The organism is Streptomyces sp. NPDC058525 (assembly GCF_042719495.1).
In the GTDB taxonomy this organism is placed as follows: domain Bacteria; phylum Actinomycetota; class Actinomycetes; order Streptomycetales; family Streptomycetaceae; genus Streptomyces.
Genome location: NZ_JBHXNP010000005.1, coordinates 60,676 through 80,290, shown reverse-complemented (window position 1 = coordinate 80,290; position 19,615 = coordinate 60,676). Strand labels below are relative to the sequence as shown.

Genomic DNA, 19,615 nt, shown 5'->3' with positions numbered 1-19,615 from the left:
CTTCCCGGCCGTTCCCGGTAACTACTTCCCGTCGGCCTGTGCGGACGCGTCGATGGCGGCCAGGGAACGGCGGGCCTGGTTCCGGTCCGTGGTGTACCAGAAGTCCGGCAGCGTGGCCCGCAGGAAGCTTCCGTACCGGGCCGTGGCCAAGCGCGGATCCAGCACCGCAACCACACCCCGGTCGCCCGTGGCCCGTACGAGACGCCCCGCGCCCTGGGCCATCAGCAGCGCGGCATGCGTGGCCGCCACCGCCATGAACCCGTTGCCGCCGTGTTCCTCCACCGACTTCTGCCGCGCGCTCATCAGCGGGTCGTCGGGGCGCGGAAACGGGATCCTGTCCATCACCACGAGCTGGCAGCTGGGGCCGGGCACGTCCACTCCCTGCCACAGCGACAGCGTCCCGAACAGGCAGGTCTTCGGGTCGGCAGCGAACCCCTTGATCAGCTCGCCGAGCGTCTCCTCGCCCTGGAGCAGGATCGGGTTGTCGAGCCGGCCGCGCAGCTCCTCTGCGGCCGCCTTGGCGCCGCGCATGGAGGAGAAGAGTCCGAGGGTGCGGCCGCCGGCCGCTTCGATCAGCTCGGCGAGCTCGTCCATCATGTCGCCGCGGGTGCCCTCGCGGCCCGGCGTGGCCAGGTGCTTGGCGACGTAGAGGATGCCCTGCTTCGGGTAGTCGAAGGGCGAACCGACGTCCAAGCCCTTCCAGACCGGCGTGTCGTCCCCCTCGACGCCTTCGGGGGCCAGGCCCATGGAGGCCGCGACGCCGTTGAAGTCGCCGCCGAGCTTGAGGGTGGCCGAGGTCAGGACCACGGAGCGGTCCTCGAAGAGCTTCTCGCGCAGCAGGCCCGACACCGAAAGCGGGGCGACCCTCAGGGTCGCGCCGAAGCGGTCGTGGCGCTCGTACCAGACGACGTCGTACTCGGAACCGTTGGTGATCCGCTCCGCCACCCCGTGGACGCTCTCCACCGCGGCGAGGGCCTGCTTGCGGACGGCGTCCTCGTCGTGGACGGACTTGTCGCGGGTGGCGCCGATCGCCGAGATCACGTTGCGCGCGGCGTCCCGCAGCGCCATCAGCGCATAGCCCAGGTCCTCGGGGATCTCCTCCAGCCGGCCGGGGAGCGCCAGCTCCATGACCCGCTCGAAGGACTCCGAGGCCGTCTGCAGGGAGTCGGCCGTCTTCTCGTCGACCAGCTTGGCCGCGCGCTTCACCGCCCGGTTGACCTGCCCGGGCGTGAGCTCGCCGGTGGCGACCCCGGTCACCCGGGAGACCAGCTCGTGGGCCTCGTCCACGATCAGCACCTCGTGCTGCGGCAGCACCGGCGCGCCCTCGATGGCGTCGATGGCGAGCAGGGCGTGGTTGGTGACGACCACGTCCGCGAGCTTGGCCCGCTCGCGGGCCGCCTCGGCGAAGCACTCCGCCCCGTACGCGCACTTCGTCGCGCCCAGGCACTCGCGGGAGGACACGGAGATCTGCGCCCAGGCCTTGTCCGAGACGCCCGGCGTGAGGTCGTCGCGGTCGCCGGTCTCCGTCTCGTCCGCCCAGTCGCGCAGGCGCAGCAGGTCCTTGCCGAGCTTGCTGGTGGGGGTGGCCGCCTCGAACTGGTCGAAGAGGCCCTCCTCCTCGTCCTGCGGAGCACCCTCGTGCAGACGGTGCAGGCACAGGTAGTTGGAACGGCCCTTGAGCATGGCGAACTGCGGGCGGCGGCGCAGCTGCGGATGCAGCGCCTCCACCGTCCGGGGCAGGTCGCGCTCGACGAGCTGCCGCTGGAGCGCGAGCGTGGCCGTGGCCACGACGACGCGCTCGCCGTGGGCGAGGGCCGGCACCAGGTAGCCGAGGGACTTGCCGGTGCCGGTGCCGGCCTGGATGAGCCGGTGGGAGTTGTCGTCGATCGCTTCGGCGACGGCTTCGGCCATGGCCACCTGGCCGGGGCGCTCCGTACCGCCGACGGCGGAGACGGCGGCGTGCAGCAGGTCGGGGAGGGAGGGCTTCGTCATAGCACTGCCAACCCTACGGGGCGCCACCGACAGCGACCGCACCGGCGAGGATTCATGGCCGGTACAAGGGGTTGGGGACGGTGCCGTGCTGCACGGCGTGCGGGCGGGTGGGGCGGTCGCGGTAGCCGTCCTCGTAGAGCCGGTTCCGGTTCAGGCAGAGCCGTCCGATGCGCTCGCCGAGCAGGTCGAAGAGCTCGTAGCGCTCCTTCAGCTCGGGGAACCGGGCCTGGTGGCGGAGGATCTCCGCCCGTACGAGCGACCAGAAGTCGCTCTCCGGGACGCCGAGGCGGTCCTCGCACAGGGCCGAGAGGTAGCGGAAGACGCCGACTAAGAGCCCGGAGTGGATGAACTGGGGCAGGAAGTCGGCGGGCTCGGTGAGCAGCACCGCCCGGACCTCGTCGGGCAGGGAGTCCAGCTCGGGCAGCGGTTCGGCCGTGATGTTGACGTCGTCCACGAAGTCCTTGACGGCGAGCCGGACCGGGACGTCGTGTTCGTCGAAGATCACGATGGCGTTCTCTCCGTGTGGGGAGAAGACGGTGCCGTAGCGGTAGAGGAAGTGGAGGAGCGGGGGCAGCACGGCGGCGAAGAGGCGCTGCAGCCAGGCGGTGGGGGTCAGCCCGGAGCGGGCGACGAGTTCGGCGGTGAAGGACCGGCCGCGGGGGTCGGTGTGCAGGAGGGCGGCGAGGGTGCGGGCGCGCTCGCCGGGGGCGAGGCGTCCGGTCAGGGGCTCGCGCCAGATCGCGCCGAGGAGCTCCTTGTACTGGTAGGGGACCTCGGGGAGCGCGTCGTAGACGGGGTGGCGGACGGTGACGGATGCGACCTCGCCCAGCAGGATGACCCCGCATTCCTCGCGGAGGAAGGGGTCGGCGTCGCGGAGGGAGTGGATCCATGCGGTGACGGCGGGGGCGGCGAGGGTGAGGTCGCTGGGCAGGCCGCGCCAGACCATGGTGTTGAAGACGGAGAGCGGGAGCTTGACGCTGTGCCGGTCGGGGCGGGTGAGGTTGAGGAAGGTACGGATCGACTGCTGGGGCAGCCGCACGTCGGGGTCGGCGGGGAGGGGTACGAGGGCACCGGAGGCGAGGGCGGGGGCGAAGAGCGGCAGGACGACCTCGTCCCACTGCCAGGGGTGGACCGGCAGGTAGAGGTAGTGGAGCGGGTCGAGGCCGCGGTCGCGCAGGGCCTGGTCGAAGCCGGCGCGGGTGACGGGGTCGAGCTCGGCGGAGTAGAGCCGGGCAGGCTCCTCCAGGCCGGCGGTTCCGCGGTAGGCGGCGAGCGAGGTGTGGGCGGCGAGCCAGGGCAGCCGCTGCCGCGTACGGGCCTCCGGCGCCCAAGCCGCGGCGTCGGAGGAGGAGAGACCGATGCGGCCCTTGTTGAGGACGAGCCAGGGGTGTCCGGTCTGGTGGCCTTCGAGGTGGGCGTAGTCGAGGTCGGCGAGGACGTCGGCGGTGAGCGCGGTGTGGTCGATCCGGGCGTCGGCGGCGAGGGTGGCGCTGAGCTCGCGGACGAGGTGGCCGAGGGTGGCTCCGTCGAGACCGAGGAGCGAGCGGGAGCGGACGAGGAAGGCGTACGGGTCCCCGAAGGCGGTCGGTGGCGGGGTGGCGGGCGGCGGCGGGGTGGCGGTCGGTGGCTGCTCGGCGGGGACCGGCTGGGTGGCGGCGGGCGGCTGGGTGGCGGGCGGCGGCGGGACGGAAGGTGCGGGTGGGGTGGATGGTGTCGGCGGGGTGGAAGGTGGTGGTGGGGTGAGGGTGATCGTGTCGGGGTCGACGTGCCAGCTGCCGTACGAGCGGCGGCGGGCCCGGAAGCCGAGGGTGCTGCCGTCGTCCAGGGTGAGGATCCACGCGTCGCCGGCGGCGGCCGGGGCGGGGACGGGGCTGATGATTTCCTCGTAGGCGAACTCGGCGAGCATTTTGGCGAGCAGGCGGCGGGCGGCCGAGTCCCAGGTCGACGCCGTCAACTCAGGCGGGGTGTATGGGTGTTGGGGCGACGAGGGCAGCCCCGATTCTGCGGAGTCGGGGGCTGCGGGGAAATTCGGCACGGGACTCCTCGGAGATCGGGAACCTTGCTTCGTGACGCAGAGTTATCGAAGGGAGAGGTGCGAAGCGGCGATGACCGTCGGGACGCGTGGGGCGGCACTCAGAGGAGATTGCGCAGCGCCCGCTCCCGGATCATCAGGGCGGCGCGCTTCTCGGGTAGGTCGATTTCGGTGTAGCAGCGGAAGCCAGAGCTCAGGAAGGCCGATACGGAGGGGGTGTTGCGGATGTCCGGTTCCGCGATGACGCGTGTGCAGCGAGGGCGGTTGTCGAGCACCAGATCGGCGACGGCGCGCAGCAGCGCGGTGCCCAGTCCGCGGCCTCGGTTCGTGCCGTCTCCGATGAGCAGGTGGATACCCGTGTCGTGGGGTCGCGCCGGGTAGTGGCGGGACAGCGGGTCCAGGTCGGCCCGGTAGATCTCCCAGTAGCTCATCGGTGTGCCCTCGAGGAGGCCTAGGCAGGGGATGCTGCGGCCGTCCCCGTCGAGTTGGGCCCGTAGGTGGGCTGCGGTGACCTCGGCGGGTCCGGCGAGTTCCCAGTAGTCGGCCACCTCGGGGTCGTTCATCCAGCCGGTGAGGAGCTCCAGGTCGCGTCCCGGGCGTACGGGTTCGAGGCGGAAATCTCCGGCGGGCGTGATCGTGCTGCCCCAGGTGGCCGGGGAGTCGAGGAGGTCGGCTTCGGCGAGCAGGGGCAACAGCTCTGCGGGGAGCCGCAGTTCCATCGTGTCGTCGAGGGCGCGTGACGTGCTGGTGGCGTGGATGGTGCTCGTGGTGTGGATGGTGCCGGTGGTGTGGGCGGTGCCGGTGGCATGGGTGGTGGAGCCGGCGGAAGCGGCGGGGACGTCTGTGGTGGGCATGGGGCTCTTCCCCGCGTCGGTTCCGACGCGTCAATCGTGGAGGGGGTTGGTGATGGTGACGTAGACGGACTGGGTGTCGACGGGTCCGACGAGTTCGTCGAGGCCGCCGAGGCGGGTGAGCAGGTTCGCCTTGCAGCGCAGGGTGGGCGAGTCGAGCAGCTTCGCGGGGAGCGGGCCGAGGCCCGCGGCCTTGCCGAGAAAGCGGCGGAAGGCGGCGAGGAGCACGCGTTCGTCGGCGAGCCGTTGGGATCCGAATGCGCCGATCAGGCCCAGCACGTTGTTGATGCCGAGGTAGTAGGCGAAGCGTTCGTCGGTGACGTCGTCGGAGACGAAGGTGTCGCTGAGGCTGCCGATACCGGGGAGCCGGTGCTCCAGTTCCGCGCGGTGGGACTCGCGGAAGTAGTAGCCCTGGTTGTCGCGGTAGCGGCCGCCGACCGGCCAGCCGGCCGGGTCGAGGAGGACCAGGGTGTTCTGCTGGTGCGATTCGAGGGCGATGCCGGCGAGCGCGTCGAAGGCGAGGACCGGCAGGACCACGTGCTCCAGGTAGCGCAGGAACCACTCTGCGGCGACGGCGGAGGTGGTGTGTCCGGTGGCGGCGGCGAGGGCGGAGACGATCTCGGCCAGCCGGGAACTCATGGTGGTCCGGCCGGGCCATGGGCGGGGCGAGGTGAGCGCGGCGACGCAGACGGCGTCGTCGCCGGAGCGGAAGGGGTTGTGGCGCAGCAGGGCGTCGAGTCCGGGGACGGGGGTGCCGTCCGGGGAGTCGACGGCGACCCAGGCGGGGTCGCGGACGATGTCGAAGCCGGGGTGGGCCGCCTGCCATTGCTCGGCGAGGCCGGTGCGGAGCAGCCGGTGCACCTCGACGCCGCGGCGGAGCTCCTTGCGGAGGTTCTCGCGGCGGGAGTTGGTGATGCGCAGGCCCAGGGAGAGCTTGAGCATCGCGGGTGAACCGGGCCGGTGGACGGTGCGGACGGAGGAGGTCGGGTACCAGGGGGCGCCGTAGGGGCCCAGGTCGTGTAGGAGTCCGGCGTCGCGGAGGGCGGCGACGGCGGGTCGTTGGAGCAGGTCGCGGGCCTGCCAGGGGTGCAGGGGAAGGGGGGTGGCTCCGTCGGGGAGCGCGAGGCCGGGTGCGAGCCGGGCCAGGAGCTGGGGGGCGGAGACGGGGCGGCCCCGCTCGGTCCAGGCGGATTCGGTGGCGAGGGCGGAGGGTTCGACGGCGAACCAGTGCAGGGGGAAGGAGCCGTGCAGTTCGGGTGAGCAGCGGCGTGCTTCGGCTTCGGAGAGTCCTTCGCGGCTCTTCGGGTCCGGCTGGAGGGGGTGACCGAGGAGGAGGGACTGTTCGGCGGTCAGGAAGCGGTCCACGCCGATGGGGGCGGGGGCGGCCGGGCGTTCGCGCCGGTCGGCGATGAACTCCGCGGTGCGGCGGACCGAATCGGCGACCCGGCCGACGAGGTCGGCGCTGCCGCGGCCCGTTCCGCTCTCGGCCGCGCCGGTGCCCAGGACGGTGCCCGGGCTCGCGCCCTCGCGGGCGATGAGGGCGGCCAGGGTGACGGCGTCCAGGGCGCGGACGGTGGCAGGGGCGCCGGCCAGCCGGGCGGGGCCGAAGCGGTGCCAGCCGGTGGCGGACCAGTACCGGACGGGGACGAGCAGGGCCGTGCCGGATGCGGGGAGCGGGATGCGCAGCGGGGATCCGGCGGGGCCGTCGGGCCGACGGATCGCGGCTTCGCGGACCCAGCAGCGCAGCAGGTTCTCCACCGCCGCGGCCTCGGCTGCGACGGCCGGGTCCGGGTGGTCCAGCAGGTCGGGCCGACCGGCTGGCTCAGCCCCGGCAGGGACGGCCCACCCGGTGCGGGGTCTGGGCGTGCCGTCCTTCTGCCGCGGCACGGTCGCCGCCGCGCCGACACCGGCCGCGGCAGCCTGCTGCCGCGACGCTGCACCGGCGGCGGCCGGATCGCCCGCCTGCGGGTGCTCGGCCGAGCCGACGGAAGCCTGCGGCGCGTGCGGTGTCAGGGGCTGAGGCCTGGGCGCCGCATCGGGCGCGGCCTGCGCTTCGGCTGGCGCCGGGGCCGAGGCCTGCGCCGGTGCCGGGCTGTGGGCCTCCGGCGGAGCCGGGCTGTGGGCCGGAGCCGGGGCCTGCGCCGGAGCCGGGCTGTGGGCCGGGGCAGGGGCCTGCGCCGGTGCCGGGCTGTGGGCCGGGGCCGGGGCCTGCGCCGGTGCCGGGCTGTGGGCCGGGGCCGGGGCCTGCGCCGGTGCCGGGCTGTGGGCCTCCGGCGGAGCCTCGCCCTGCGGCGAAGCCTGGCCGTGGTCGGAAGCCGGAGCCTGGCCGTACAACTGGGCCTGGGCCTGACCTTGGGCTGAGGCCGAGGCCGGGGGTTGCCCCTGCGCAGGAGCCTGGGCAAGCTCGGGAGCCGGGGCTTTGCCGTGCGGGGAGGCCTGGGCCTGGCCGAGCTCCGAAGCCCGTGCCTTCGCCGGGTCGTGTGCCGACGGCTGGGCCGCGGCCTGTGCCGGAGCCTGGCCGAGGGCCGGATCCTGACCCTGGCCATGCTCCGATGCCAGGGCCTTACCTACTGCCGAAACCGGGGCCTGGCTGTGGGTTGGGGCCTGGGCCGGGCCGCGAGTTGGGGCCGGGGCCGGGCTGTCGGTCTGGGCCTTGGGCTCGGGCTGGGGCGAAGCCTGGGCATAGACGGCATGAGCTTTGGCCGGGCCGTCAGGTGGGGCCTGGCCATGCGCTGAGGCCGGGTCGTGGGCGGGTGCCGAAGGCTGGGCCGGAGCCGGAGCCTGGGCCGGAGCCGAAGCCTGGGCCTGGCCCAGTGCCGGAACCGGGGCCGGAGCCTGGGCCTGGGTTGGGGGTTGGGCCGGAGCCTGGGCCTGGGCTGGGGCCGGAGCCTGGGCCTGGGGCGGAGCTGGGGCCTGGGTTGGGGGTTGGGGGTTGAGGGGGTTTGGGGTGGGTTGGGTCTGGGGTGGGTGGTGGGGGTCGGGCATGGGGGTCCTTGGGGTGCGGTCAGGGGGTCCGGCGGGCGGCGGACGGGATGGCGTCGGCCAGGCGGTCGAGGACCGCCGCGGCCTGCTCGTCGGTCAGGGTCAGTGGGGGAAGCAGGCGGACGACGGTGTTGTGGCGGCCGCCGAGTTCGACGATCAGGCCCCGGTCCAGGCACTCCTGGCGGACGGCCGCGGCGAGGGCCGGCGCGGCGGTGCCGGTGTCGGGGTCGACGAGTTCGACGCCGAGCATCAGGCCCCGGCCCCGTACGTCCCCGATGCACGGGTGGGCGGCGGCCAGGCCGCGCAGGGCGGTCAGCATCCGTTCGCCCAGGGCGGCGGCGCGCTCGGCGAGCCGGTTCTCGCGGACGAAGGCGAGGGTGGCGGCTCCGGCGGCCATGGCGAGCTGGTTGCCGCGGAAGGTGCCCGCGTGGGCGCCGGGGTTCCACACGTCCAGGCCCGCCCGGTAGACGATCACCGCGAGCGGCAGGCTGCCCCCGATCGCCTTGGACAGGACCATCACGTCGGGCACCACCCCGGCGTGGTCGACTCCCCAGAACGCACCGGTCCGGCCGACGCCCGTCTGCACCTCGTCGGCGATCAGCGGGATCCCCCGGGCCGCGGTGATCTCCCGCATCCGGCGCAGCCACGCGTCCGGGGCGGGGATGACCCCGCCCTCGCCCTGCACGGGTTCGAGGATCATGCCGGCGGGGGCGGGCACCCCGCCCTTGGGGTCGTCCAGCAGGTTCTCCGTCCAGCGGGCGCCGAGTTCGGCTCCCTCGGCGCCGCCGACTCCGAAGGGGCAGCGGTGGTCCTGCGGGTACGGCAGCCGGGTCACCCGTACGTCCTGGGCGCCTCCCGAGGCGTCCAGGGCTCCGGCGGTCATCCCGTGGTAGGCCCCGGTGAAGGCGAGCAGCCCGGAGCGGCCGGTCGCGGTGCGGACCAGTTTGAGGGCGGCCTCGACGGCGTCCGTGCCGGCCGGTCCGCAGAACTGGACCCGGGCGTCGGCGGCCAGTTCCGGCGGCAGGTTCGCGAACAGCTCGGTGGTGAAGGCGTCCTTGACCGGGGTGGCGAGGTCCAGCACGTGCAACGGGGCCCCGGAGTCCAGGACTCCGCGGATGGCCTGGAGGACGACGGGGTGGTTGTGCCCGAGGGCGAGGGTCCCGGCTCCGGAGAGGCAGTCGAGGTAGCGGCGCCCGTCGGCGCCCTCGATGGTCAGCCCGCGGGCCCGCACGGGGACGATGGGCAGCGAGCGCGCGTACGTGCGGGCGGCGGACTCCCGTTGCGCCTGCCTGCGCAGGATGCCGTCCGCGAGGAGCGGGCCGGTCGGCCCCGGCAACCGGCCTCCCTGCACGGGTACCTGGGGTGGCGGCGCCTGCGGCGGTGTCATCTGTGCGGCGGCCGCGGCCGCCGCCGGCTCGGTCAAAGCCACGAGTGTCGGTCCTCCCGCACGAAGTGCTCTTCCGGATTGCGCCTCGAACACGAGCGCTGCCCGCCCATCCCCCGTACGTACCAACGACGCCGGCGGCGACGGATCACGGGTGGGGCCAAGATCCTTGCCCGCCGGGCGAAGAGAGCGCGGGAACCGCGGCCCCGGGCTGTGCCGTCCCCCACCTCGGCGGCATAGTGGGGGGCTGCACTCCACGCCTCGAATCCACCAGGGGGACGAACGACATGCGACCGAACCGACCGGTCACCGCGATCCTGTGCGCGGCCGCGCTCGCGCTGACCGCCGCCTGCGGGCCCGGCGACGGGGAGGCCGGCGGCGACGCCAAGCCGACCGTGGCGGCGAGCCTTCCGGGCGCGGACGGGATCAAGATCCCGGACCAGCTCAAGGACAAGCTCAAGGAGCACGGCATCGACCTGGAGAAGTGGAAGGGGGGTGCGTGGAAGAACTGGAAGAAGGAGGACTGGCTCCGCGAGGCGGGCGACTACATCAACCCGATCATCGAGGACCTGTGGGACCCGGACCGCATGCGTGACGCGGAGCAGCCGAAGCAGCCGGCCGTGGACCCGGACGCGGGCAAGGACCAGGGCGTCACCGACCCGACTCCGGCCCCGGTGACGGCCAAGGCGGCGAACGCCCCCTACCACCAGAGCGTTCCGGAGGCCGGCAAGGTCTTCTTCGACGGCCCCGAGGGCTCGATGGTCTGCTCGGCGACCGTGGTCAAGGACCCGGCCCACCCCGGCAAGTCGAACCTGGTCTGGACGGCGGGCCACTGCGTGCACGCGGGCAAGTCCGGCGGCTGGTACCGCAACATCGCCTTCGTCCCCTCGTACAACAACGCCGGCAAGCCGGCGGCGCAGCTCAAGGGCGCGCCCCGCGAGCAGGTGGCTCCGTACGGCGTGTGGTGGAGCGACTGGGCGCAGACCTCCGACCAGTGGATCGCGACCGGCGGCCCCAGCGGCGGCGCGGGTGCGCCGTACGACTTCGCGGTGCTGCACGTGACCCCCGAGAAGGGCAGCGGCAAGTCGCTGGAGGAGACGGTCGGTTCGGCGCTCCCGGTGGAGTTCGCCGCCCCGGCGGTGCCCAAGGTCGCGGGCATCACGGCCACCGGCTACCCGGCGGCCGCTCCGTTCGACGGGCAGAAGGCCTACCAGTGCGCGGACAAGCCGGGCCGGCTGTCGCTGACCGCGAACGACCCGGTGATGTACCGCATCGGCTGCACCATGACGGGCGGTTCCTCCGGCGGCGGCTGGGTCGCGGCGGGCGCGGACGGCAAGCCGGCGCTGGTGTCGAACACCTCGATCGGCCCGGCCAAGGCGGGCTGGCTGGCCGGACCCCGGCTGGGTCCGGAGGCGAAGGGCATCTTCGACGCGGTGAGCGGCAAGTTCAAGTAGTCCGCGTACGCGGCATGTGAAACGACCGGGGCCCCCTGCATCGCAGGGGGCCCCGGTCGTTCAGCTGCGCGCTTTCACACGCGCACGGTCATACACGTGCGGTCATACACGTGCGTGCGTCACCGCTTGGCGAGCGCGTACGGAGCCAGGTCCGCCGCCAGCTCCTGGTGGACCCGCACCTTGAGCAGGGTGCCCTCGGGGGTGTGCTCCTCGGAGAGCACCTCGCCCTCGGCGTGCGCCTTGGCCACGAGCGAGCCGCGGGTGTACGGCACCAGGGCCTCCACCTCGACCTCGGGCCGCGGGAGCTCGGAGTCGATGAGCGCGAGGAGTTCCTCGATGCCCAGGCCGGTGCGCGCCGAGACGGCGATGGAGTGCCGTTCGATGCGCAGCAGCCGCTGGAGGACGAGCGGGTCCGCCGCGTCCGCCTTGTTGATCACCACGATCTCGGGCACGTTGACCGCGCCGACCTCGCGGATGACCTCGCGGACCGCCGCCAGCTGCTCCTCCGGCGCCGGGTGCGAGCCGTCCACGATGTGCAGGATGAGGTCGGAGTCGCCGACCTCCTCCATCGTGGAGCGGAACGCCTCGACGAGGTGGTGGGGCAGGTGCCGGACGAAGCCGACCGTGTCGGCCAGGGTGTAGATCCGGCCGCTCGGCGTCTCGGCCCGGCGCACGGTCGGGTCGAGGGTGGCGAACAGCGCGTTCTCCACCAGTACGCCCGCGCCGGTGAGGCGGTTGAGGAGGGAGGACTTGCCGGCGTTGGTGTAGCCGGCGATGGCGACCGAGGGGACCTTGTTGCGGCGTCGTTCCTGCCGCTTGATGTCGCGGCCGGTCTTCATGTCCGCGATCTCCCGGCGCATCTTCGCCATCTTCTCGCGGATCCGTCGCCGGTCCGTTTCGATCTTGGTCTCACCGGGGCCTCGGGTGGCCATGCCGCCACCGCCGCCGCCACCCATCTGACGGGACAGCGAGGCACCCCAGCCGCGCAGGCGCGGAAGCATGTACTGCATCTGCGCCAGTGCGACCTGCGCCTTGCCCTCTCGGGACTTGGCGTGCTGGGCGAAGATGTCCAGGATGAGGGCGGTCCGGTCGACGACCTTCACCTTGACGACGTCTTCGAGGGCGATGAGCTGGCCGGGGCTGAGCTCGCCGTCGCAGACGACGGTGTCGGCGCCGCTCTCCATGACGATGTCGCGCAGCTCCCGCGCCTTGCCGGAGCCGATGAAGGTGGCCGGGTCCGGCTTGTCGCGGCGCTGGATGACGCCGTCGAGTACGAGGGCACCTGCCGTCTCGGCGAGGGCGGCGAGCTCCGCGAGGGAGTTCTCCGCGTCGTTCACCGTGCCGGAGGTCCAGACGCCCACGAGGACGACCCGCTCCAGGCGGAGCTGTCGGTACTCGACCTCGGTGACGTCTTCGAGCTCGGTGGAGAGGCCGGCCACGCGGCGCAGGGCCGCGCGCTCGGAGCGTTCGAACTGCTCGCCGTCCCGGTCTCCGTCGATCTCGTGGCTCCAGGCGACGTCCTCTTCCATCAGGGCATCGGCCCGAAGGCTCTCGGTGAAGCTCTGCGAGTCGCGCACGTCCTGTGCGTCCCGCGCGTCCTGGGAAGGGGAAGAAGAGGAGGTCATTGGATCCTTACGTCGATTCGGATAGCTGACACGTCCAACGTGTCACACCGCCCTGGGATTCCCGAACGGCCCTGTCGATGGTGACATGCCCGCTCCGGCCCGGTCACACGCTTTTCCCGCTCCATTCCGGATGCCCGGGCATCGCGGGGGTCGTCTGGCCGTACAGCCACGGCTCCAGGAAGGCCGCCAGGTCCCGTCCCGCCACCTGCGAGGCCAGGCGTACGAAGTCCTCCGTGCCCGCGACCCCGTCCTTGTGCTCGGCCACCCAGCGGCGTTCGAGGCGGTCGAAGGCCTGGGTGCCGATCTCCTGGCGCAGGGCGTAGAGGATCAGCGCGGCCCCGTCGTAGACGACCGGCCGGAACAGGCCGATCTTCTCGCCGGGCGCCGCCGCCTTCGGTGCGGCCGGGGGGCCGCCCGCGGCCCGCCACTGGTCGGAGCGCTGGTACGCCTCGCGCATGCGCCGCTCCAGGGAGTACTTGCCGAGCCCGTCCGCGTACAGGGCCTCGTACCAGGTGGCGTGTCCCTCGTTGAGCCACAGGTCGGACCAGGTGCGCGGGGCGACGCTGTCGCCGAACCACTGGTGGGCGAGCTCGTGGACCATCACGGACTCCACGTACCACTCGGGGTAGCCGTCGCCCGAGAACAGGCTGTGCTCGAAGAGCGAGAGGGTCTGCGTCTCCAGCTCGAAGCCGGTGGTCGCCCGTGCGATCAGGACCCCGTAGTTCTCGAAGGGGTAGCGGCCGACGCGCTCCTCCATCCACGCGATGTGGCCCGCGGTCTTCCGCAGCCAGGGGTCGAGTTTCAGCCGGTCGGCGGCGGGCACGACGTCGCGCAGCGGCAGCCCGTGCGGTCCGGTGCCGTGGACGACCGCGGAGCGCCCGACCGAGACCTGGGCCAGTTCGGTGGCCATGGGGTGCCGGGTCCGGTACGTCCAGGTCTTCGAGGAGCCCGTCCGCAGGGCCGCGGCGACGGGAACCCCGTTGGTGACGACCGTGAGGTCCTCGGGGGCGGTGACCCGGAAGGTGAAGAACGCCTTGTCGGCGGGGTGGTCGTTGCAGGGGAAGACGCGGTGGGCGGCATCGGCCTGGTTGGCCATGGCCAGGCCGTCCTCGGTGGGCACCCAGCCGCCGTCGGCGCGTCCGCGCGGGTCGCTGGTGTGCCGGACGGTGATGTGCAGCGGTACGTGCGCGGTGACCGGTCGGGCGGGCGTCAGGACGAGGTCCTCCCCGACGCTCTCGAACCGGGCCGGTTCGCCGTTGACCTCGGCGGAGGCCACCTTCCCGTGGGTGAAGTCCAGGTTGATCCGCTCCAGCGGCTGCAGGGCGCGGGCGTCGATGACGGTGACGGCGTCGAGGGGGGTGCGGTTGTCCTTGTACGTGAAGGAGAGGTCGTACGAGAGCACGTCGTACCCGGGGTTCCCGAGCTCCGGGAACAGCCGGTCGCCGATGCCCAGCGGCTGCGGCGGGGGCAGGACGGCGGCGACGAGGGTGAGGGACGCCGCGGCGAGCAGGGCGGCGCGCAGGCGCGGGGAGGTGAGCTGCATCCCCCATCGCATACCAGCGTCCGCCGCACGGCCGGGTACGGCGCGCGACGGGGCCACTCGAACGGGGCCTTCCGGCGCGGACGCGGGCTAGGCCCGGGACCCGTCCCCCGGGGCCGCGCCGGGCCGGGAGGCGGCCGGCCCGCCCCGCCCAGCCCGACCCGGTGTCCTAGGCGCGGCTGACGTCGTACACGCCGGGTACGTTCCGCATCGCCCGCATCAGCGCGGGCAGACCGGCCGCGTCGGGCAGCTGAAGGGTGTAGCTGTGCCGGACCCGCTGTTCCACGGGGGGCTCCACGGTCGCGGAGACGACCTCGACCCCCTCGCGGGCGATGGCCTCGGTCAGATCGGCGAGCAGGTGGGGGCGGCCGAACGATTCGGCGAGCAGGGTGACCCGGCAGTCCGCGGTGGCCCGCCAGTGCACGGCGACGGAGGTGCGCCCCACGGCCCGCATCTGGGCGACCGCGGCGCAGTGGATGCGGTGCACGGTGACGGCCCCGCCCCGGACCACGAACCCGGCGACCGCGTCCGGCGGTACCGGCGTGCAGCAGCCGGCGAGCCGTACGGGGGCGTTCGGCAGGTCGGCGACCGCGTTGGCCCCGCCGCCGCGGGCCCCGACCACCGACAGCGGCGCCCGGGCGGCGGTGGTGGTGGCCATCGCGCGGTCGGGATGGGCTTCGAGCCAGCTGCCGATGGCGATCCGGGCGGCCGGGGTCCGGGCGTGGTCCAGCCATTCGGCGGCGGGGCCCGAGGAGGCATCCTGTGCGAGCAGCAGCTGCACGGTGTCGCCGTCGGAGAGGGGGGAGGACAGGGAGGTGAGGCGCCCGTTGACGCGGGCGCCGATACAGCCGTGGGCCGCCTCGCCGTGCTGGGCGTAGGCGGCGTCGATACAGCTGGCTCCGGCGGGCAGGCCCAGCGTCCCGCCGTCGGCCCGGAAGACGGTGATCTCCCGGTCCTGGGCCAGTTCGGCGCGCAGGACGCTCCAGAAGGTGTCGGGGTCGGGCGCGGACTGCTGCCAGTCGAGCAGCCGGGACAGCCAGCCGGGCCGCGTGGGGTCCACGCGCTCCTCGTACGGGTCCGCGGCGGCGTCCGGTACGCCGGCACCGGCGGCGGCCGTGGTGGACGTGGTGGGCGCCGTGGGCGCGGCGGCCACGGCGGATGCGCCGGTCGCGGTGGACGTGCCGGTCGCGGTGGACGCGGTGGCGTACGGATTGCCGAGGGCGACCACGCCCGCCTCCGCCACCCGGTGCATCTGCCGGGTCCGCACGATGACCTCGGCCACGTGCCCCTCGGGGGTGGCGACGGCGGTGTGCAGCGACTGGTAGAGGTTGAACTTCGGGGTGGCGATGAAGTCCTTGAACTCCGAGACGACCGGGGTGAAGCAGGTGTGCAGCTCCCCCAGTACCGCGTAGCAGTCGGCGTTCTCGCCGACGAGGACGAGGATGCGGCCGAAGTCGGAGCCGCGCAGCTCGCCGCGTTTGAGGGCGATCCGGTGCACGGAGACGAAGTGCCGCGGCCGGACCTGTACTTCGGCGGTGATGCCCGCCTCGCGCAGGACGGTCCGTACGGAGTCGGCGATGGCGGGCAGCGGGTCGCGCTCCCCCGCGTGGGCCGCGATGAGCGCGCGGGTGCGCTCGTACTCCTCGGGGTGCAGGATCGCGAAGACGAGGTCTTCCAGCTCGGTCTTGAGGGCCTGGACGCCGAGCCGCTCGGCGAGCGGGATGAGGACGTCGCGGGTGACCTTGGCGATGCGGGCCTGTTTCTCGGGGCGCATCACTCCGAGGGTGCGCATGTTGTGCAGCCGGTCGGCGAGTTTGATGGACATGACGCGGACGTCGTTGCCGGTGGCGACGAGCATCTTGCGGAAGGTCTCGGGTTCGGCGGCGGCGCCGTAGTCGATCTTCTCCACCTTGGTGACGCCGTCGACGATGAAGCGGACCTCGTCGCCGAACTCCTCGCCGACCTGATCGAGGGTCACGTCGGTGTCCTCGACGGTGTCGTGGAGGAGGGAGGCGGTCAACGTGGTGGTCTCGGCGCCGAGTTCGGCCAGGATCAGGGTGACGGCGAGCGGGTGTGTGATGTACGGCTCACCGCTTTTGCGCATCTGGCCGCGGTGCGAGGTCTCCGCAAGGAGGTAGGCGCGCCGCAGAACGGACAGATCGGCGTCCGGATGGTGGGCGCGGTGTGCCTCCGCGACGTGGCCGATGGCGTCCGGGAGCCGGTCGCGGGACGTCGGCCCGAGCAGGGCCGCGCGTCCGAGGCGGCGCAGATCGAGCCTGGTCCGGCCGCGTCTGCGGAGCTCAGGGCGCGCTTCGGGGTGTGCTTCGGGGTTCGTGGCCTCTGCACTCATGGGCACCTCCGGCGGCTTCGACCGGCGGTGGTGGGCATGGGGTGAGCCCTCAGGGCCGGTGCCTGATGTTACCGACCCCACCACGTGGCGCAGTCCACCTCTCGCTCAGCGTGAAATGGATCACCCATTAGAGGGAAGCTTCAGGCGAAAGCCGTTTCGGTGAGCCAGGCTGCCTCGAACTCGCCCGCGGCCACGATGACGGCCGGTCCGGTCATGTCGATCCGCCCGTCGGGGTGCTCGGTGATGACCAGGGTCCCGCCGGGGAGGTCGACGGTGTAAGTGACCGGGTCGCCGGTGGCGGCCGGGTCCGCGCCGTCGCGGCGGATGGCAGCGACGGCGACGGCGCAGGCGCCGGTGCCGCAGGAGCGGGTCTCGCCAGAGCCGCGCTCGTGCACGCGCATGGCGACGTGGCGGGGGCCGCGGTCGACGACGAACTCGACGTTGACGCCGGTCGGGTAGGCGGACGCGGGGCTGAACGGCGGGGCGGTGTGCAGGGTTCCCGCGTCGTCGAGGCTGTCGACGAAGGCGACGGCGTGCGGGTTGCCCATGTTGACGTTGCGCGCGGGCCAGCTGCGCTCGCCGACGGAGACGGTGACCTCGCCCTCGGGCAGGACCGCGCGGCCCATCGCGACGGTGACGTCGCCGCTCTTGTCGAGGTGGACGTGCTTGACGCCGCCCCGGGTGGCGATCGCGAGGTCGCCGGGCTCGACGTGGCCGGCGTGCTGGAGGTAGCGGGCGAAGACGCGGACGCCGTTGCCGCACATCTCGGCGATCGAGCCGTCGCTGTTGCGGTAGTCCATGAACCACTCCGCCTCGCCGGCCAGGTGCGCGGCGTCGGGGTGGGCGGCGGACCGGACCACGTGCAGGACGCCGTCGCCGCCGATGCCGGCCCGTCGGTCGCACAGCCGCGCCACGGCGGACGCGGACAGCTCGATGGCGTTGTCCGGGTCCGGAATGATCACGAAGTCGTTCTCGGTGCCGTGGCCCTTGAGGAAGGAGAGGCTGTTGTGCGTCACCCGCTCATGGTACCGATCCGCTGGTCGCGGGCGTTCAGCGGAGCCGCGCCACCCGGTACACGGCGAGGGCTACGAGGGCCAGCGCGGCCACGGCGTACAGCGCGGCCACGCGCCAGTCCGGCCGGCGGCCGCTGCCCCGGGCCGGGAGCCCGGGCCACGTGTAGCCGACGCGGCGCGCGGCCATCATGCCCCAGCCGCCGGCGCAGCAGCTGATGAGGAAGCCGAGCATCGCGACCACGGCTCCGCCGTCGCCGAACTCGAAGGCGAGCGGGAAGGCGAACATCAGCGATCCGGCGGCGGCGAGCATCACGATGGGGGCGATCTGCCACAGGCGCAGGCGGCGCTGCGGACGCAGTTCGACCTCGAACTCGGGCCCGCCCGCCTCGATGTCCGCGGTGTCCGGGGCGTCGGGGCCGTCGGGCGTCAGCCGCGCCGGGTCGGCGGGCAGCCCCAGCCCGGCGGCTTCGGACCCCGCTCCCGTCCCGTTTCCGATTCCGGTTCCGCTTCCGCTTCCGGCTCCGTCGTCGTCCAGCCGATCGAGAAGCTTCGGGTCCGCTTCCCGCCGGGTGTTGCCCTGCCCGGTGTCACGAGGGCCGGCCTCCATCGCCACGCGCCCTCCCCACTCGGACCCAGTACGCCGCCATGCACTGCCGGTGACCGCACCGCCAGGAGTTTGATGATGGCACGTCGCCGACCCCCCGACGGGCGCCCGGGGCGTCCCGATGCCATCACGTGATCAGGCTGTAACCGCTCGTTCGACCAACGTCTGCGCGATCCCGGGGAGTTCCCCCCGGTCGGCGGCGGCCCCGCTGAGCCAGTGCACCCGCGGGTCGCGGCGGAACCACGAATCCTGCCTCCGGGCGAACCGCTTGGTGGCGCGCACGGTCTCGGCCCTGGCCTCGTCCTCGGTGCACTCCCCGGCGAGCGCGGCGAGCACCTGCTGGTAGCCGAGCGCCCTGGAGGCGGTGATTCCGTCGCGCAGTCCCCGGGCCTCGAGGGCGCGGACCTCGTCCACCAGCCCGTCCTCCCACATCCGGTCCACGCGCAGAGCGATCCGCTCGTCGAGTTCGGGCCGGGCGACGTCCACGCCGATCTGCACGGTGTCGTAGACGGACTCGTGGCCGGGCAGGTTGGCGGTGAAGGGGCGGCCGGTGATCTCGATGACCTCCAGCGCGCGGACGATCCTGCGGCCGTTGCTGGGCAGGATCGCGTGGGCGGCGGCCGGGTCGGCCGCGGCGAGGCGGGCGTGCAGGGCGCCGGGGCCGCGCAGGGCGAGCTCCCCCTCCAGCCGGGCGCGGACCTCGGGGTCGGTGCCGGGAAACTCCATGGCGTCCAGGGCGCCGCGCACGTAGAGGCCGGAGCCGCCGACGAGGACGGGAGTGCGGCCCTCGGCGAGGAGCTTGTCGATCTCGATGCGGGCCAGGCGCTGGTAGTCGGCGACGTTGGCGGTCTCGGTGACGTCCCAGATGTCGAGGAGGTGGTGCGGGACTCCGCCGCGTTCCGCCTGCGTCAGCTTGGCGGTGCCGATGTCCATCCCCCGGTAGAGCTGCATGGAGTCGGCGTTGACGACTTCGCCGTCGAAATGGCGGGCCAGGGCGACGCCCAGATCGGACTTTCCGGCCGCGGTGGGTCCGACGACGGCGATGACCCGCGGGGCGGGGGCTGCATTCCTCACCGCCCCAGTCTCTCAGCCCCCGGTCAAGACTCCGTCATGTACCCGATCGGGTGAGGTGACGGGGTAGGGGCGGGGTCGTTGCCCTGGCGAGGTTCCGGCTGGAGTGCGCCCTGCGGCGGACGTCCGGCAGGCCGGTCCGGCCAGGGCGGAACTTCACTCACACGAGTAAGGTTATGGGAGTAGACATGGGCGTTTTTGATCGGTTTTTTCGTCGTAAGGACGAGGCCGCGACCGAGGAGGTCGCTGCCGAGGCCGTGACGGCGGAGTCCGGTACGGCCGACGAGGCCGAGGCCGAGCCGACGGTTGCGGAGGCTCCGGCGGCGGAAGCCGTGGAGATCCCGAAGCAGCAGTCGGCCGAGGTGGCCGTGGACAACGAAGCCGGCGAGGGCGCCCGTACGTAGCGACCGCCAATGGAAGGTGACCCATGGGCCTGCTGGACAATCTGAAGGCCAAGCTCGCGCCGGCGAAGGACAAGGTCGGCGATCTCGCCCAGAAGAACGAGGGCCGGATCACCGAGGGTCTGGACAAGGTGGCCAAGGCCGTGGACTCCAAGACCCACGGCAAGTACAGCGACCGGATCACGACCGGTACGGGCAAGGCGAAGGACGCCCTGGGCAAGATCGCGCACAAGGACGCCGGCGGCGGGCCGACGCCGCCGCCCGCTTCCTGACGCGGTACCGGAAAGGGGCGCGGGACCGGCTGATGCCGGTCCCG

Annotated in this window: 14 protein-coding genes; 3 read left to right on the top strand and 11 right to left on the bottom strand. The window is 73.1% G+C overall.

Translation table 11 applies throughout. The features are described from left to right. Positions 1-21 precede the first annotated feature (21 nt). From ACFWP3_RS04435 to ACFWP3_RS04415, 5 genes are all read right to left on the bottom strand, one after another. On the bottom strand, positions 22-1,992 hold the full coding sequence (locus tag ACFWP3_RS04435) for an ATP-dependent DNA helicase (RefSeq protein WP_384216048.1): 1,971 nt from the start codon (positions 1,990-1,992) through the stop codon (positions 22-24). A gap of 52 nt (positions 1,993-2,044) precedes the next feature. Further along, positions 2,045-4,027, bottom strand: coding sequence for an IucA/IucC family protein (locus tag ACFWP3_RS04430; protein WP_384216046.1), 1,983 nt, complete (start codon positions 4,025-4,027; stop codon positions 2,045-2,047). A gap of 98 nt (positions 4,028-4,125) precedes the next feature. Beyond that, positions 4,126-4,878: a GNAT family N-acetyltransferase gene (locus ACFWP3_RS04425; protein WP_384216043.1), complete on the bottom strand. Its 753-nt coding sequence runs from the start codon at positions 4,876-4,878 to the stop codon at positions 4,126-4,128. Between the two features lie 30 nt (positions 4,879-4,908). After that, positions 4,909-6,762 (bottom strand): IucA/IucC family protein, encoded by a 1,854-nt coding sequence (locus ACFWP3_RS04420; RefSeq protein WP_384216041.1) that lies wholly within the window; start codon positions 6,760-6,762, stop codon positions 4,909-4,911. Between the two features lie 1,117 nt (positions 6,763-7,879). Next, positions 7,880-9,244, bottom strand: a complete 1,365-nt coding sequence (locus ACFWP3_RS04415; protein WP_384216144.1) for a diaminobutyrate--2-oxoglutarate transaminase family protein — start codon at positions 9,242-9,244, stop codon at positions 7,880-7,882. Positions 9,245-9,528: 284 nt separating this feature from the next. On the opposite strand from ACFWP3_RS04415, the gene ACFWP3_RS04410 reads away from it, so the two are divergent. After that, complete coding sequence (locus tag ACFWP3_RS04410; RefSeq protein WP_384216039.1) at positions 9,529-10,695, top strand: trypsin-like serine peptidase; 1,167 nt, start codon at positions 9,529-9,531, stop codon at positions 10,693-10,695. A gap of 119 nt (positions 10,696-10,814) precedes the next feature. Here ACFWP3_RS04410 and hflX read toward each other — a convergent pair whose 3' ends face one another. From hflX to miaA, 6 genes are all read right to left on the bottom strand, one after another. Further along, a complete protein-coding gene (gene hflX, locus ACFWP3_RS04405; protein WP_384216037.1) occupies positions 10,815-12,320 on the bottom strand; it encodes a GTPase HflX in 1,506 nt (501 codons plus the stop codon). Positions 12,321-12,423: 103 nt separating this feature from the next. Beyond that, positions 12,424-13,863 (bottom strand): M1 family metallopeptidase, encoded by a 1,440-nt coding sequence (locus tag ACFWP3_RS04400; RefSeq protein ID WP_384216035.1) that lies wholly within the window; start codon positions 13,861-13,863, stop codon positions 12,424-12,426. Between the two features lie 166 nt (positions 13,864-14,029). Then, a complete protein-coding gene (locus tag ACFWP3_RS04395; protein ID WP_384216033.1) occupies positions 14,030-16,210 on the bottom strand; it encodes a RelA/SpoT family protein in 2,181 nt (726 codons plus the stop codon). Between the two features lie 140 nt (positions 16,211-16,350). Continuing rightward, the gene (dapF, locus tag ACFWP3_RS04390) at positions 16,351-17,226 is read right to left on the bottom strand and encodes a diaminopimelate epimerase (RefSeq protein WP_384216031.1); all 876 of its coding nucleotides are present in this window, start codon (positions 17,224-17,226) and stop codon (positions 16,351-16,353) included. Between the two features lie 34 nt (positions 17,227-17,260). Next, complete coding sequence (locus ACFWP3_RS04385) at positions 17,261-17,836, bottom strand: hypothetical protein (protein ID WP_384216029.1); 576 nt, start codon at positions 17,834-17,836, stop codon at positions 17,261-17,263. A gap of 126 nt (positions 17,837-17,962) precedes the next feature. Then, positions 17,963-18,901, bottom strand: a complete 939-nt coding sequence (gene miaA, locus ACFWP3_RS04380) for a tRNA (adenosine(37)-N6)-dimethylallyltransferase MiaA (RefSeq protein WP_384216027.1) — start codon at positions 18,899-18,901, stop codon at positions 17,963-17,965. A 185-nt stretch (positions 18,902-19,086) separates the two neighbouring features. Between miaA and ACFWP3_RS04375 the strand changes: the two genes are divergently transcribed. Together ACFWP3_RS04375 and ACFWP3_RS04370 are read left to right on the top strand one after the other, a co-directional pair. Continuing rightward, a complete protein-coding gene (locus tag ACFWP3_RS04375; RefSeq protein WP_384216025.1) occupies positions 19,087-19,302 on the top strand; it encodes a hypothetical protein in 216 nt (71 codons plus the stop codon). A 23-nt stretch (positions 19,303-19,325) separates the two neighbouring features. Further along, on the top strand, positions 19,326-19,571 hold the full coding sequence (locus ACFWP3_RS04370; RefSeq protein ID WP_384216023.1) for an antitoxin: 246 nt from the start codon (positions 19,326-19,328) through the stop codon (positions 19,569-19,571). Positions 19,572-19,615: the final 44 nt, after the last annotated feature.

Coding starts and splice junctions, on each gene's coding strand:
- ACFWP3_RS04435 (WP_384216048.1), bottom strand. CDS start 1,992: ATGACGAAGCCCTCCCTCCCCGACCTGCTGCACGCCGCCGTCTCCGCC.
- ACFWP3_RS04425 (WP_384216043.1), bottom strand. CDS start 4,878: ATGCCCACCACAGACGTCCCCGCCGCTTCCGCCGGCTCCACCACCCAT.
- ACFWP3_RS04415 (WP_384216144.1), bottom strand. CDS start 9,244: ATGACACCGCCGCAGGCGCCGCCACCCCAGGTACCCGTGCAGGGAGGC.
- ACFWP3_RS04410 (WP_384216039.1), top strand. CDS start 9,529: ATGCGACCGAACCGACCGGTCACCGCGATCCTGTGCGCGGCCGCGCTC.
- hflX (WP_384216037.1), bottom strand. CDS start 12,320: ATGACCTCCTCTTCTTCCCCTTCCCAGGACGCGCGGGACGCACAGGAC.
- ACFWP3_RS04400 (WP_384216035.1), bottom strand. CDS start 13,863: ATGCAGCTCACCTCCCCGCGCCTGCGCGCCGCCCTGCTCGCCGCGGCG.
- ACFWP3_RS04395 (WP_384216033.1), bottom strand. CDS start 16,210: ATGAGTGCAGAGGCCACGAACCCCGAAGCACACCCCGAAGCGCGCCCT.
- ACFWP3_RS04375 (WP_384216025.1), top strand. CDS start 19,087: ATGGGCGTTTTTGATCGGTTTTTTCGTCGTAAGGACGAGGCCGCGACC.
- ACFWP3_RS04370 (WP_384216023.1), top strand. CDS start 19,326: ATGGGCCTGCTGGACAATCTGAAGGCCAAGCTCGCGCCGGCGAAGGAC.